At 57.6% G+C, this 13,908-nt stretch carries 16 protein-coding genes; 9 read left to right on the plus strand and 7 right to left on the minus strand.

All coding sequences use genetic code 11. The features are described 5' to 3' along the window. Positions 1-82 precede the first annotated feature (82 nt). A complete protein-coding gene (locus ACP15O_RS13685; protein ID WP_425096672.1) occupies positions 83-703 on the minus strand; it encodes an FMN-dependent NADH-azoreductase in 621 nt (206 codons plus the stop codon). 46 nt (positions 704-749) lie between these two features. After that, entirely contained in the window at positions 750-1,685 is a 936-nt protein-coding gene (locus tag ACP15O_RS13690) for an alpha/beta fold hydrolase (protein WP_425096673.1), read from the minus strand. 191 nt (positions 1,686-1,876) lie between these two features. On the opposite strand from ACP15O_RS13690, the gene ACP15O_RS13695 reads away from it, so the two are divergent. The 3 genes from ACP15O_RS13695 (at position 1,877) to ACP15O_RS13705 (ending at position 3,647) form a co-directional block, all read left to right on the plus strand. Next, on the plus strand, positions 1,877-2,512 hold the full coding sequence (locus ACP15O_RS13695; RefSeq protein ID WP_425096674.1) for a CGNR zinc finger domain-containing protein: 636 nt from the start codon (positions 1,877-1,879) through the stop codon (positions 2,510-2,512). 242 nt (positions 2,513-2,754) lie between these two features. Further along, positions 2,755-3,339 carry a TetR/AcrR family transcriptional regulator gene (locus tag ACP15O_RS13700; RefSeq protein WP_425096675.1) on the plus strand — a complete coding sequence of 195 codons (585 nt, stop codon included), beginning with the start codon at positions 2,755-2,757 and terminating at the stop codon, positions 3,337-3,339. A gap of 11 nt (positions 3,340-3,350) precedes the next feature. Further along, complete coding sequence (locus ACP15O_RS13705) at positions 3,351-3,647, plus strand: YciI family protein (RefSeq protein ID WP_425096676.1); 297 nt, start codon at positions 3,351-3,353, stop codon at positions 3,645-3,647. Between the two features lie 197 nt (positions 3,648-3,844). Here ACP15O_RS13705 and ACP15O_RS13710 read toward each other — a convergent pair whose 3' ends face one another. Further along, on the minus strand, positions 3,845-4,336 hold the full coding sequence (locus ACP15O_RS13710; protein WP_425096677.1) for a DUF2938 family protein: 492 nt from the start codon (positions 4,334-4,336) through the stop codon (positions 3,845-3,847). Positions 4,337-4,400: 64 nt separating this feature from the next. On the opposite strand from ACP15O_RS13710, the gene ACP15O_RS13715 reads away from it, so the two are divergent. The 6 genes from ACP15O_RS13715 (at position 4,401) to ACP15O_RS13740 (ending at position 9,624) form a co-directional block, all read left to right on the plus strand. After that, on the plus strand, positions 4,401-4,808 hold the full coding sequence (locus tag ACP15O_RS13715; protein ID WP_425096678.1) for a helix-turn-helix domain-containing protein: 408 nt from the start codon (positions 4,401-4,403) through the stop codon (positions 4,806-4,808). A gap of 186 nt (positions 4,809-4,994) precedes the next feature. Continuing rightward, positions 4,995-6,527 (plus strand): FAD-binding domain-containing protein, encoded by a 1,533-nt coding sequence (locus ACP15O_RS13720; protein ID WP_425096679.1) that lies wholly within the window; start codon positions 4,995-4,997, stop codon positions 6,525-6,527. 5 nt (positions 6,528-6,532) lie between these two features. Beyond that, a complete protein-coding gene (locus ACP15O_RS13725) occupies positions 6,533-6,664 on the plus strand; it encodes a DUF2256 domain-containing protein (RefSeq protein ID WP_446033527.1) in 132 nt (43 codons plus the stop codon). An 81-nt stretch (positions 6,665-6,745) separates the two neighbouring features. Beyond that, entirely contained in the window at positions 6,746-8,257 is a 1,512-nt protein-coding gene (locus ACP15O_RS13730) for a cryptochrome/photolyase family protein (RefSeq protein ID WP_425096681.1), read from the plus strand. Between the two features lie 139 nt (positions 8,258-8,396). After that, a complete protein-coding gene (locus ACP15O_RS13735) occupies positions 8,397-9,056 on the plus strand; it encodes a hypothetical protein (RefSeq protein WP_425096682.1) in 660 nt (219 codons plus the stop codon). Between the two features lie 223 nt (positions 9,057-9,279). Then, on the plus strand, positions 9,280-9,624 hold the full coding sequence (locus ACP15O_RS13740) for a cupredoxin domain-containing protein (RefSeq protein ID WP_425096683.1): 345 nt from the start codon (positions 9,280-9,282) through the stop codon (positions 9,622-9,624). A 31-nt stretch (positions 9,625-9,655) separates the two neighbouring features. Here ACP15O_RS13740 and ACP15O_RS13745 read toward each other — a convergent pair whose 3' ends face one another. The 4 genes from ACP15O_RS13745 to tagF all read right to left on the minus strand — a co-directional run bounded on the left by ACP15O_RS13745 (position 9,656) and on the right by tagF (position 13,897). Further along, positions 9,656-11,227: a bifunctional AfsR/SARP family transcriptional regulator/alpha/beta hydrolase gene (locus ACP15O_RS13745; protein ID WP_425096684.1), complete on the minus strand. Its 1,572-nt coding sequence runs from the start codon at positions 11,225-11,227 to the stop codon at positions 9,656-9,658. Between the two features lie 299 nt (positions 11,228-11,526). Beyond that, positions 11,527-12,552, minus strand: coding sequence for a hypothetical protein (locus ACP15O_RS13750; protein WP_425096685.1), 1,026 nt, complete (start codon positions 12,550-12,552; stop codon positions 11,527-11,529). An 11-nt stretch (positions 12,553-12,563) separates the two neighbouring features. Then, the gene (locus tag ACP15O_RS13755) at positions 12,564-13,289 is read right to left on the minus strand and encodes a PP2C family protein-serine/threonine phosphatase (RefSeq protein WP_425096686.1); all 726 of its coding nucleotides are present in this window, start codon (positions 13,287-13,289) and stop codon (positions 12,564-12,566) included. Continuing rightward, complete coding sequence (tagF, locus tag ACP15O_RS13760; protein ID WP_425096687.1) at positions 13,286-13,897, minus strand: type VI secretion system-associated protein TagF; 612 nt, start codon at positions 13,895-13,897, stop codon at positions 13,286-13,288. The genes ACP15O_RS13755 and tagF overlap by 4 nt, the downstream gene beginning before the upstream one ends. Positions 13,898-13,908: the final 11 nt, after the last annotated feature.

Raw genomic sequence — 13,908 nt, forward strand, 5'->3', positions numbered from 1 at the left:
CCCGAAGATCGCTGCCGACATAGCGAGGCAGTAGTTTTCAACGAGCAGGGGCAGGGGGGTGCGGTGGCGGTCGCGATTGGGGTCAGTCCGCCAACTCGGCAGACTTCTGTACGGCGGCTTTCTGGTTGCCCGCGGGATCCGCGGTCAGAAGCGAGGGTTGGAAGCGCACGTCCTTAACCTGGGTAATGCCAACGAAGTCGAGCCACCAGGACAGATAGGTCGAGTGGAAGTCCGCCCCGTATTTGGCCGGGGCGCCCGGTGCGTAAACTCCCGCACTGTAAAATACGCGCGCGACTTTGTTTTCCAACAGACCGCTATACCCGTCCTCCGGATCAAATCCGAACAACAGACCCGGCTGGGTGATGATGTCGATATATTGCTTGAGCTTATAGGGAACGCCGCCATTCCACATCGGCACCGAAAGGACATACTCGTCGGCAGAGGTAAAGCGCTCGGTGATGGCGACGATCTGGTCCCAGGCCGTCTGGCTGGAGCTGTCCATCTCGCCCACGCCGAAGAATGTCATTTTGGCCGCGGCCTTGTCGCCGTCAAACTCTGGCAGATCCGCTTGCCACAAGTCCAGAAGGTCAATTTCGACGTCAGGGTGCCGCGCTTTTTGGGCTGCAAGATAGGCATTAGCAAGTTTGGTGGATTGCGAGGCGTCGCCGCGCGGCGAGGCCATGATATGCAGAATCTTGGTCATGGTTTTCTTTCCTTTGCTGGGTTTGGTTTGATGACGGTCGGCGGGCTTAGCGCGCCATAAACCGAAGAATTTCATCGGAGATTTCAGATACATGAGTTTCCAGGGCGAAATGGCCGGCGTCGTAGAGGTTCACCTGAGCCTCTGGTAAGATGCCCTGAAGTGCTGTGACCCCGGCTTGGGTGAAAAACGGGTCATTGCGACCCCAGACAACCAGAGTGTCAGGCTGCGCCTGCTTCAGATACTCATGCCATGACGGATAGCGTGCGATGTTGTCTTGATAGTTCCATAGATACTCCAGCTGGATCTCGGAATTGCCGGGCCGATTCAGCCCAGCCTGATCACTGACCCAGGCGTCGGGGCTGACCTGATCGCTTCGGCCGGAGCCATGGGTGTATTGCCATTGGGTGGTCTCGGGTTTGAAGAACGCACGCAATGGTTGCTCGGTCTCGGCTGTGCGCTCCGCCCAGAAGGGCGCAAACTGTGCGACGATGTCCGGGTTCCACCCCTCGGCATGGAAGGTGGCGTTCTGGATGATGAGCCCCTCGACGCGTTCAGGGTGTTTTTGTGCCAGGCGCAGGCCGACAGGGCCGCCAAAATCCTGCATATACAGGGTGTAGCTTTCAATCCCGAGGCCTTGGGTAAACGCGTCGATCGTTTCCGCAAGTGTCGCGAAGTCGTAGTCATAGCCTTCGGCATCTGGCGCAGAGGATTGCCCAAAGCCGGGATAGTCCGGTGCGACGACATGGTATTCTTGGGCAAGCTTTGGGATCAGATCCCGAAACATGTGTGACGAAGATGGAAATCCGTGGAGCAGCAGGATCGTTGGTGCGTTCTTTGGGCCCGCTTCGCGATAGAAAATCGACACTTCGCCAATCTCGGCGCGGTTGTAGCTGGGTCTGTCCGAATTCATTGCCTCTGCCCATGTGCCTGAGCCGAGCAGGAATGCGGCGAGGGGGATTGCAGTTTTTAAGGGGCGTGTCATGTGCAGTTCCTTTGGTAACCTATGAAAATAAAATAGACGGTTACTTTTGGGTAGCTGTACAAAGGCAAATTTAAAAGTTACTTTTACGTGATTGGGAGTGAGATCGCGTTGGCTGGAAATAACTTTCTAAATGGGGTGTGTCCGGTTATATTGAGAGGCTGTCCGACTGATCCCTTGCCAATGAGGCCGATATGACCACTGCGAATGACCGAATGGGCGCGATGTTCGTTGGTGAACACCTGGCTCTCGATTTCCTGAACTCGGTTGCCGCGCCAAAGGGGACGCTTATTGACTGGCTGCAGACCGAAGCGGATCTCTTGGAATGGCTTGAACGCTCTGGACTTTGCGAAGCGGATGAACTTGTTACCATTCAAAAGGGGGCTCGGGCTGGCGAACTTGCAGTGGCCCTGAAAGAAATACATGACTTCCGCGACGCCTTGCGCGACTTCATCCAGATTGCCGCTGGGCAGGAAGAATTGCCGCTCACCCATCCGGTGATTGCCAGAATCAACGAGATTTTGCGCGGCGGGCACATGACCGCGCAGATCGAGACCTCGCAGGCAGAGGATGGTCAGACAACGGCGCTTGTTCTGAGAAAAAAGTTCGAGCTTGGCAGCCCGCGGGACCTGCTGACCCGTATCGCCGAAGCCAGTGCCAAGCTGATCTGCGAAGCTGACTTCACCTATGTCAGAAATTGCGAGGGTCCGACCTGTACCTTGTATTTTCTGGATATCAGCAAGAACCACAAGCGGCGCTGGTGCAGCATGAAGGTCTGTGGAAACCGCGCGAAAGCTGCTGCGCACCGAAAGGCCAAAGCTGCGTCCTAGAGCCCGTAATCAAACGGCGCTTTGGCCTGGCGTTTTTCAACCTGACCCAGATTCTGAATCTGCGCACCGATCTACACCTCGCGTGCTGTGAAGAACCTTGTTGACAAATTAGGACAAGTGTCCCAGAAGTCAACATTAGGACAAACGACCTATGATCGAATCTGGGAGATCAAAGTGAGGCACGGCCTCTTCTCGTCCGCCTGGTTGACGAGGTTTGAACGTCCATATTGAAAGGTTTGAAAATGGCAGCATCCGCAACACGAGAGAAGATCGTCATTTCAGCCGATAGGTTGTTCTATGAACGCGGTTTCGAAGCCACTTCGTTTGCGGATGTCGCCGAAGCGGTCGGAATATCGCGGGGCAACTTCTATTACCATTTCAAGACGAAGGACCAGATCCTTGATGCGGTTATCGAGCGTCGCATTAAAGAAAGGCACGAAATGCTAGGTAGTTGGGTCGAGGCCGACCAGACACCGAAGCAATGCGTTGCGCGCTTCATTGGTATCTTGTTGATGAACAATAAAAAAATACGGTCGTTCGGGTGTCCTATCGGGACATTGTTTTCGGAACTGGCAAAATTGAATCACCCAGGCGAATCCGGCGCACGAGAGCTCTTTGATCTGTTTCGTATCTGGCTGCGCCGTCGTTTTGAGGACATGGGACGGGTGCAGGATGCCGACGCACTTGCGATGCATATTCTGGCGCGCAGCCAGGGGGTGGCCATGTTGGCCAATGCCTACCCGGACGAGCCGTTCCTTGAAAGCGAGGTCGATCAGATGGTGGCCTGGCTCGATGCGGTGGCTGAACAGAAAACTCAAAAAGGCTGAAAGGGCTGAACATGTATATCATCACGTTGACACTCACAGAACTGAAATCGAAAGCGCCGGACTATATGGCCGCGCATAACGCATGGATTGCGCAAGGTTTCGAGGACGGGGTATTTCTGCTGGTTGGCGGTCTCAAGCCTCAGGGAGGCGGGGTCATTTTAGCAAGTGGTTCTGATATTACTTCGATTGAAGAGCGCGTTTCTGAAGACCCGTTTGTGGCCGAAGGCATTGCCACACCCCACATCCAAGAGGTTGCGCCCGCCCGCACCGATCCTCGGCTGTCCTTTTTGTCCAAGGCGGCATCATAACCGGCTACATCGGGTCAGATGGGCAAACTAGATGCAATTGGGCAGGGTCCGCGCCGGAGTTTCTCGACTCCCATGATCAAGAGCGGGGCTCTGCCTCAAATGATCGTCGAGCCATTCCCCTTTGGGCAGGATTTAGGCTACTCTCTGCTCCTGCCAATTGGGTGCGCGGCCGCGGCTTTTCCGGAACCATGCGCAAGTCAGAGAATGGGATTTAAGAGCATCGCGCTTAGCCACATTCCCAACCCGAAAACGGAATGATTGATCACGCTTTTCAAACGCATTTTCCACGGCTCTGGCGCTTTTGACATGGCAACTCCCCATCCGAACAACGGTTGAAAAATGAACCAAGGCACAAGAACAGTGGCAAGCCCAAAGAGTAGACCCTGCCAGAGTTGAGGCATGTCGAAGAACGCTGGACCAACCAAGACGGCGAAGCTGATCCCATAGACCACACCGAGGGCGATATGGGCACCCCATCCGAGCACTGCTTCATGGCCAACTGGCGCAGACGTTCGAATGTCGTCATGGACAAAGCCCTTGTACGCGAGTGACCCAACCCAACGGCCGACTAAACAGTAAAACCCGTGGGTCATGGCCCAGCCTTGGCGTAATACTGCAACAAGATCAGCAATAACGGTTGCGCCCAGCCCGGCTGCGGCTCCAAGAAACAGTAACTCCGCGACATTCATGTGCTTTCCTTTCTTCAACGAATCCCGCATCTTTTCTGCAACTTGAAGCAAGGTTTAAGTCAATATGTATCGGCTGGATATCGCGGAAGTCGCTCAACGTAGCGGTTTGCCCCCCTCGACTTTGCGTTACTACGAAAAGCGGGGCTTGATCGCGTCAGATGGTCGGCGAGGGCTGCGCCGTGAATACGATGACGGAGTGCTCACACGTCTTGCGTTGATCGCACTTGGCCGTAGAGCTGGTTATTCGCTTGATGAGATTGGAAATCTGTTTCGCCCACAGGGCGGCAAGCTGGAAATCAGTCGCGGCGAGTTACGCAACCAAGCAGATACTTTGCGAAACCAAGCGAAAGAACTGCACCTAACAGCGGATTTACTGGATCATATCGCAGCGTGCACTGCGCCATCCCACCTTGAATGCCCCAGATTTCAAAAGATCCTGATGGGGGGTCTCAAGCCCCAGGAAGATGAATGATGCTTCGGTTCGGTGCGGAGTTTGGATAGCGCGCGACAGCTAAGACTTGCTGCGGAAACCTGTGCGTCTGCTTAGTTAATCACGCGCGTCTTTGGTGCTGGTAAGGCGGGCTGAACATTCTCGAAAAGATGGCCGTAAAGAGAAATCCAATCGTGGGTTTCTAACGTACTGGTCAATGTATTGTTCATGCCAGAAGGTTCGTTGAGCGTGCAGATCGTTTGGTTCAAAAGAGACCTACGGGTGAAAGATCACAAGGCTCTGGCAATGGCGGCCGAGCTGGGGCCCGTTTTGCCGCTCTATATCGTTGAGCCTGAGCTTTGGCGTCAGCCAGATGCGTCCTATCGCCAATGGGCATTTATCGCCGAAACCCTGTCCGAACTTCGAGAAGATCTGGCCCGCCTAGGGCAGCCTCTATTGGTGCGCAGTGGCACGGTGATTGATGTGCTTGCGGACCTGAAGAAGCGGTTTGGTATCACGGCGCTCTGGTCACATGAAGAAACAGGAAACGGCTGGACATATCAGCGCGATCTTGAGGTTGCCGCATGGTGCAGAGGCCAGGGGGTGCCGTGGCACGAGGTGCAAAACCATGGGGTGTGGCGCAGGCTAAAATCGCGAAACGGCTGGTCTGGTCACTGGGACGCGTTCATGAAACAACCTGTATCAAGCGCGCCCCGGCTGGCGCCGCTCGGCCTGGACGTTGGGGGCATTCCTTGCGCTGGTGATCTTGGTCTGGCTTATGATACGTGCCGTGATCGGCAGGCAGGGGGCCGCCGCGCCGGGATTGAGCGCCTGAACAGTTTTTTGAACACGCGCGGCGAATATTATCAAAGCGCCATGTCCAGCCCGGTTCAGGGCGCGACGGCCTGTTCGCGCCTATCGCCCTATTTGGCGTGGGGTGCGCTATCAATGCGCGAGGTAGCGCAGGCCACAGAGGCAAGACGGCATGCCTTGCCGCCAGAAGCCAAGGCATGGCGCAAATCTCTGCGGTCGTTTTCTGGGCGCCTGCACTGGCATTGCCACTTCATTCAAAAGCTCGAAGATGAGCCAAGAATCGAGGTTGAGAACCTTCATCGCCTCTATGATGGTCTACGCCCTCGAACGCCCGATGCAACATTGTTGGCTGCGTGGACGCGGGGGGAAACCGGGTATCCGTTTTTGGATGCCTGTATGCGGTCCTTGCGCATGAGCGGCTGGCTGAATTTTCGGATGCGAGCGATGGTAATGGCGACGGCGTCTTATCATCTGTGGCTCGATTGGCGGGCGCCGGGGCTGCATTTGGCGCGCATGTTCACCGATTATGAGCCAGGCATTCATTGGAGCCAGGTGCAAATGCAGTCTGGCACCACAGGTATCAATGCGGTGCGCATCTATAATCCGGTTAAACAAGGGTACGATCAGGATCCGAAAGGCGTTTTTATTCGCAAATGGCTGCCTGAACTGGCCGCGATCCCCGACTCTTATATCCATGAACCATGGAAGGCCGATAACGCGGCCAGCGTGATCGACGCCACGTATCCCGCGCGCGTGTTTGACCATATGCTGGCGGCCAAAGCCGCGCGCGAAAAGGTATGGAGCATTCGGAAAGGCCGGCAGTTTCGGGAGCAAGCCCAAGCCATTGTGGCCAAACATGCCAGCCGAAAATCCACGCAACGCGCCCGCAAAAAAACCGCGAAAGTAGCCAACACACGGCAACTCAGCCTACCATTCGGAGAGCCATAATGAAGATGCGCAAGAAATCAGGCTTGCCCGTTAAAACATGTCCTGTTTGTAAGCGGCCATTCATATGGCGCAAGAAGTGGGAAAAGGTTTGGGACGAGGTGAAATATTGCTCGAAGCGTTGCCGGGGCGCGGCATGACTGATGGGTTCGGCTTGAGGAAAATATCCCCACCAAACTGCGCGATCTGAACCTAACCGCCAGCCTGATCACAGATCCCCGATGAAAGATAAAACCTTGCTCTCAGCGACACTTCTGTTGCCCAATCAACTCTTTGCCGCGCACCCCGGATTGGCGGGATCACCGGCCAGGGTGGTTCTCTTCGAAGACCCGCTGTTTTTTGGGGATCCACAATATCCGGCAAAGTTTCACAAACAAAAACTGTGGCTGCACCGGGCCAGCATGGCGCGATATCAGCAGGATTTAATCGCCCGTGGTCTCAAAGCGACGATCTTCCAATATGACGGGCGTGCCGATGCTTGCTTGCGCTTGTTTCAAGGTCTCGCCACTGAGGGGATTACGCGGGTGGCCATGGCGGACCCGGTGGATTTCATTGCCGAAAGGCGCTTGCGCAAAGCCGCAGGCCAAGCTGGTATCCGGTTAAATATCCTTCCAACGCCAGGCTTTTTAAACACCCAGGCCGACAATCACGCATGGGCCCGCGGGCGGCAGCGATGGTTCATGGCCGAGTATTACAAAAGCCAGCGCCGCCGTTTGGACGTTTTGATGCAGGGCGATCAACCCATCGGCGGGCAATGGAGCTTTGACGAAGACAACCGCAAAAAGGTACCCAAAGCCCTGCTAAAAAGCCTGCCCTGGATTGATTGGCCGTTATCGGATGATATCGACGAAGCCGCGCGCAGAAGTGTGTTGCGTGATTTTCCACATGCGATTGGGGAGCTTGAAACGCTTTACTACCCGACCTCGCATAGCGCGGCGGCGGCCTGGCTAAAGCAATTTCTCGAACGCCGTTTCGAACAGTTTGGCACCTATGAAGACGCAATTGTAGAGGGTGAGAACTGGCTCTGGCATGGGGTGTTAACGCCAACCCTGAACATCGGCCTGCTGACGCCCCGGCAGGTTCTTGATGCTGCCCTAGAGACCGCAGAGCGTAGGGCTATCCCTCTCAATTCGGTCGAGGGTTTTATACGTCAGATCATCGGGTGGCGTGAATTTATGCGGGCCACTTACCAAGATCTTGGTGTCCCCATGCGTACCACCAATCATTGGAACCATCATCGCCCCATGCCCACCGCGTTTTACGATGGGACAACAGGCATTGACCCGCTTGACGATACAATCCGCCGTGTCCTTAAAACCGGCTATTGCCACCATATCGAGCGGCTGATGGTCATCGGTGGCTTTATGTTTTTATGTGAAATCGACCCAGATGATATCTACCGCTGGTTCATGGAGATGTTCGTTGACAGCTATGATTGGGTGATGGTGCCCAACGTCTATGCCATGAGCCAGCACGCGGATGGGGGGCTGATCACCACAAAGCCATATTTTTCTGGCTCGAATTATATTCGCAAGATGAGCCATTGGGGCAAAGGGCCTTGGGCGGATATCTGGGATGGGCTATATTGGCGGTTTATTTTCAAACATTCCGATGCCCTTTCCCGTAACCCTCGCTGGGCCATGATGTGCCGCACTGGTGCGCGGATGCCCACGGAAACTAAAGCCGGACATTTGGCCGTGGCCCAAAAGTTTCTGGCGCAATTCGATGAATAAACAGACCAACCGAGAGTTCCTGAATATCCCGGCTCCGGGCGCGTTTGGGGCAATGTTTCTGCTGTCTGAGAATGAACCTTTTTCGAACAACGGGTGACTTACTGGCCATGATAACCCGCAACGCGAAAGGTGCTTTCACATGCCGATGCCCCATCTGACGAAAATCCGCAAAAACGCGGAGCTGCACAAAGTATTCCTGGCCTATCTGAAATCCAAGAAGATCATCAATCTATATAAGGCGGTGCTGACCCTGGGCACTCCGGAACAGGGGGTGCCGTTCTTTACCGAAAAAACCAACGCGGCCGAGCGGGCTTTTCTTGGGAAACTCAGCCAGGTGATGCTGGTGGCCTGGGCCAATGCCAAGAAGCGGGCCGAAAATGAGGCGGCGGCCAATAACGAGACGCTCAATGCCGGAGAGCTGCACCAGCGGATCATGAAAGACCGGCGGCTTGAGAATCATTTTTACGAGATGATGAAACGGACCGAACAGCTGTTCGAAGACCTGTCCAAGGGCGATGAATTCCTGAAGTCCAAACCCTACAAGGCCTATATCCGCAAGGCGATCAAGAAAGAAGACAAGGCCCTGAAAAAGGATCTGAAGCTTGAGGCCGAAGTGGATGACATCATCGGCCTGGCCTTCGCGGTCGAGGCAGGCAACGAGGCCGAGGCCCGCAAACTTGCCGATCTGATTGCCGAAACCGATGCGGTGAAGAACAAGACCAAGAAAAAGGCCAAGGGCGCCACTGTCATCGCCATGATGCGCAAGGCAATGGCCAAGCGTAATCTCATCACCGGATAATGCGCGATGGGGGCCTTGCGCCGCCCTTGATCTGTTGGCCGTTCCCGTCACTACACCTGCGCCCATGAGGCCGCAAAACGACGGGATGGCCCGGCCGTTTCAGATCACGGGGGAAGATCGGCCATACGGTCCCCAAGGCATTTCCCCACATATTCCCCTGCGGCCCGAACCTTTTCCTGGCCCGGCGGTACTTACGAAAAACCCAGTAGAGAGAGGAGTTCTCATGACCCATATTTCCCGACGCCAATTCGGTAAGATTGCCCTGAGCGGGCTTGCAACTGTTGCCGCGGCCAGCGCTGCGGGCGCAGCGGACGAGGCTGTCGTTCACAACGTGGCCATCAAGGGCATGGCCTTTGATCCTGCCGTCCTGACCATCTCGGCCGGGGATACGGTGGTCTTTACCAACATGGATGGCGCGCCCCACACGGCCACCGCCAAAGACGGCACCTTTGACACCGGGCGTTTGAACCGGAACAAACAGTCGGCGCTGGAATTTGGCAGCGCCGGAACCTACGCATACTATTGCGAGATTCACCCCCGCATGACTGGTCAGATCGTCGTCAAATAAACGGTCAGACCCGTAATACGGCGCCGGGTGTCTAGCCGGCGCCGTGCTTGGCCAGAAAGCGGCGGATTTCGTCCATGCAGTTTTGCCAGGCCGGTTCGTCACCCAGAATGATGTGGCTTTTGCTTTCCAGCGTTACCAGTTTGGCATTGGGAATCTCGGCCGCCAGCTCGCGCCCGCAATCCAGCGGAATGCGCAGGTCATCGCGGGCATGCAACACCAGTGTGGGCACTGTGACCCGCGGCAACAGGTGGCGCACGTCGATATGGCCAAAGGCCTCTTGAAAACGCACGGCATTTTCAGCTGAGGTGCATTGGCGCTGAAACTCGTCAAACCAGGCCAGGCGCTCTTGATCGGCGTCAGGCATGAACGTCTGTGAAAAGATGTGCCGGTAAGCGGGATTGGCCGTTCCCCAGCCGTGGCGCGTCAGGGTCAGCACGGCTTCGCGTTGTTCCTGCTCGTGTTTGGGCAGCCCGATCCGCCAGCCCGAGGCATAGCCGCCGATCAGGATAAGCGCCGTCACTTTCTCGGGGTATTTCACTGCATATTCGATGGATACCGCACAGCCCTGCGACAGGCCAAGCAGGGGAAAGCGTTCAAGCCCCAGATGATCCACCACCGTTTCAAGGTCTTCCACGAAAGCGCGAAAGCTGATCTCGGGCACGTCCCAGTCCGACAGGCCATTGCCGCGCTCGTCATACCGGATCAGCGTGTTTTCGGTGGCCAGCTCACGGAACGTGTCGCCCCAAATCGGGCTTTCCCAGTCAAGTTCCAGATGGTTCAGCCAGTTCGCGGCCTTCACGATTGGCGGGCCATCGCCGACGCTGGCATAGGCGATGCTGACCCCGTCGGCGGCCTTGCAAAAGCCGATGGTCTGGCGGTCGGGCGCGGCCGGGTCGGCGGGGGCGGGCACCGCAGCGGCCCTGCCTGGGTCGGCCAGGTCCAGGGGCTGCGCCTGATCGCCCATCAGATCCAGGTAGCTATCTGCGACTTGCCGGGCCTCTTCCATCAGGCCCAGCTCGGACAGTTTGCCCGACAAAAGCCGCGGGGCGTCATGTGAATAGGGTTCAAGCCGCGCCCATGTGCGCAGCCATTTGACCGCCTCTTGGTTGGAAAGGCCGGGGGTTTGGGCCAGCCGGCGGAAAATGCCGCCGCGCAGGCTTTTTAATTGCTCGCATTCGCCCATCAGCCAGAATGTGTAATCCTGAGCCCGAGAGATCTCGATACCTACGAAGGGGGTGATCGAAAGAAGTGTTGCCGCTTCCTTCAGATCGTCCAGCCGTGCGGCCGGATTGTCGTGAACATTCCGGACAAAGCTGACATCAAGATCGACCTGCGCCATATCGATGCGAACGCTGCTGGGCGTGGTCAGCAGAACCTGGGTTTCGGCGTTCAGCACCTTGCGTAATTTGGTCAGGGACCAGCGCAGCGATGCGCGGGGGTCACTGGTGCCGGAAAAGAACAGCTCGCATAGGGATTCGCGGCGCTGTTCGCGCCCTGACACCAGAAGATAAGCCAACAGCGCCAGCGTTTTTCGGGAGGATACCAGCGGCACCGCCGACCCATCGACGCGGACCGACACTTCGTCGATGAGGGTAATCTTCAAGTGGCCTGCCACGTCTTTGTCTCAGATCCTTGGTGAGATGTTGGCTGGGCTGAGCTTGTGTCAGCCGGGCTCTGAATTTCCGGTGCCAGAATGGTCCAGCATAGAGCAATCCATACCTGTATCTTCCGATTGCAAGAAACGATTGCCATATGAAACCGCGTGGCGACCTTCTGTTTTCATGCCATTGCCGGTTTTTACAGCTATAGGGCGATTTGGCCAAGCTGAACAGAGAGGTTTTCGCCAAAGCGCGAAAAGACAGCCAAAAGGGGGCATCTGCGGGCCCTTTTCCCGCGCAGCGGCTAACATGGGCAGGCCGCGCACAGATCGAACGCCGGCATATCCAGCGCCAGCTGCATCGAGGCCCCAATCGCGACCATCAGGCTTGCTACGGGCATAAAGGCCAGTTTCGGCATCGAAAAGCTCATCATCGGGGCGAACATGCCGGGCGTGAACAGATCGGCTCCGGCCATGACCGAGGGCAGATCGGGCAAGGCATCCAGTTTCGGCATCAGCGCCAGCGCGGGTGCGGTGGGAAAGGGGATCGGCAGCCCCGAAAGCCCATGCAGCATTGCGCTGATTGACGCCAGCCCGCCGGGGGTAAAGGCCGAAGCGCCGAACGCCTGGTTGATCACCGCCAGCGAGGACAGGGTCAACGCCAGCTTTTGCAGCATCGGAATGCTGATCCCCACCGAGGGCGGCCGGATCGAGGCAAGCGTCGTCATCAGCCCGCTCATTGCCGCGGGCGCGCCGGGATCGCCCAGGGGGGGCAGTTCCAGGCTCTCGGTCATGCTGACCAGTGAGGGCAGGCCCATCATCAGCCGTGCCATTTGCAGCTTTGGCGTGGTCAGAGCAAAGGAAAAGCTGGCGGCAGGCGGGGCCGTGGCGGGCATGGTCAGGGTCACGGGGTCGATCCCCAGCGCCCGCAGATCCAGCACCAGCCGCGCCGCCAGGGCAAAGTTCAGAAGCGGCGCCATTTTCAGCGAAGCCAGCCACCCGGCCATGGGCCACAGGTTCTGCGTCATGGTCGCGGCGGCCTGATCCAGGCTGGCCTGAAGCGTCGGCAGGCCGTCCAGCGCGAAGGTGCCCATGACCATGGACAGGGTGGGTGCGATGCTCAGAAGCCCGCCAATGCTCCCACCGGCAAAACCCATCGGCGGGAGTGTCAGCCCCTCAAGAGCTGCATTCATTTTAATATCAAGCCGCCCCATCGGAAACAGCGCGGGCGCGATCATCAGCTGAATCGGCACTTTTGGCAGCGCGATGCTGAAGCCGGGCGGAAAAATCCGCGGAATTTGCTGCGAGGGTGTCTGACAGAAACAAACCATGGTGTTTTCCCTCAGGTTTCTATGGCGATGATCGAAACATTATCCGCAGCCCCGCCCTCAAGAGCGACGCGCAACAGATCATCCGCAAGGGCTTCGATCGGGCATTCGGCCATCATCCGGGCCAGCGTGGCGTGATCGGCGTATTTGGTCAGCCCATCCGAGCACAGCAAAAAACGATCCCCCGGCGTGACCGCGCCCCGGCGTTTATCAAGGGCGAGTGTCTCATTCACGCCGACGGCGCGGGTGATCTGGTTAGCGTATTGGTGGCGCTCGGCCTCGTCCCAGGTCAGTTGCCCTGCGCAGACCATCTCGCCTACCACCGAATGATCGGAACTGATCATCATAAGCCGCTGGTCGTGCCACTGGTACAGCCGGCTATCCCCGGCCCAAAGACACAGGAAATGGCCCTGAGCAAGGGCCAGCAGCACGACGGTGGCGCCGATAATTGCGTTGTCGTGACGATGGGATTCAGCCCGGATGGCCGTATGGGCCGCGTGCAGCGCCGCCCGTGTGTGCGTGACCAGATCGCCGGCACCAAGACCCGAAGGCAGGGCCAGTAGCGCATCAATCACGGTCTGGCTGGCAAAGTCGCCGCCCATATGCCCGCCCATCCCGTCCGCCACCGCCCAGACCCCCAGATCGGGCCGTGCGACGATGGAATCCTCATTCACTTTGCGGACAAGCCCGACATGAGTCCGGGCGCTGAAACGGGGGGGCTTGGGGATTGTCCGGGTCATTGTGCGCCCTGCGATTGTGGCGGCCCTGCCCAAAAGAGCGCATCCAGGTCGAAAAGCGCGGCGGCCTCGGCCCCGTCCGAAGGCAGGCCGGGCAGGGATAGCACACGGGATTTATCGGTTCCGGCCGCCACCCAAAGCGACCCGCCCTGCGGGCCGTATGCCGTGTCCACCATGGCCGGGGGCGGCAACGCGGTCAGCCCGGCATCCAGACGGGCCAGCGTGGCGCCCTCTTCGAGCATCTCTAGGGCCAGCGCTTCCAGCCGGTCCGCCACGGGTTGCAGCGCCAGATTGGCGGCCATGGGGGACAGATCGGTTTCGGCAGCAATGCAAAAGGGAAACTGCCGCCCGACCTTGTCGAGGCTGGGCATCACGATCCCCACCGCGCCCCGCGGTCCCAGAAGCTGTGGCGCAACGGAAAACCGCCAGATCGGGGCGCTGAAATAGGCTGTGGCCCATTGCTCGGGCCCCATTTGTGCGGGGGCGGCGATCATCACGCCCTGGAGCCAGCGATCCCAGGCAGAGGTAAAGCCAGGGCTTAGCCCGCGCCGCAGGAAATCCCCCGCAAAAGGCAGTTTTCCGTAATACCCATAGGTGATCATGTCGCGCATCCCTGAGGCCC

The organism is Youngimonas ophiurae (nom. illeg.) (assembly GCF_049803795.1).
GTDB lineage: Bacteria > Pseudomonadota > Alphaproteobacteria > Rhodobacterales > Rhodobacteraceae > Thalassobius.